The 331-nt window shown below is 39.0% G+C and carries 1 pseudogene; it reads right to left on the bottom strand.

The window, feature by feature from the left end:
- Positions 1 to 331 (bottom strand): annotated as a pseudogene (locus HC175_RS21900) (protein translocase subunit SecDF); the annotation flags it as partial.

The following is a 331-nucleotide window of genomic DNA, read 5'->3' as shown; positions in this document are numbered from 1 at the left end:
AGAGGCAAGACGGGCATCAGGAATTTCTTCAAAGGCATCAAAGAAAAGATCTACATAATTTTCCTGACTTGTCTTTTGAGCTTCATCTGCTTTCGCAAGGGCCTGGTTAAAGGCAGGATCTTTACTATTATTCGCAAGTTCGCGAAGGATATCTCTAACTGAAATTTGAAGGATTACGTTAATTCCTCCTTTCAAGTCAAGACCTCTGTTAAGTTCTTTTTCCTTAGCCGAATTATAGGTGACCCCAAGTAAAACTTCTTCATTCCCTACAGAGTCAAGATATCTTTGCTCAACTCTTTCCCTCTCAATCACGTAATTATCAACACTTTCA

The sequence above is a fragment of the Salinimicrobium oceani genome, assembly GCF_012037645.1.
The sequence above is the reverse complement of the archived record's forward strand: the minus strand, read 5'-3'. Positions and strand labels throughout refer to the sequence as shown.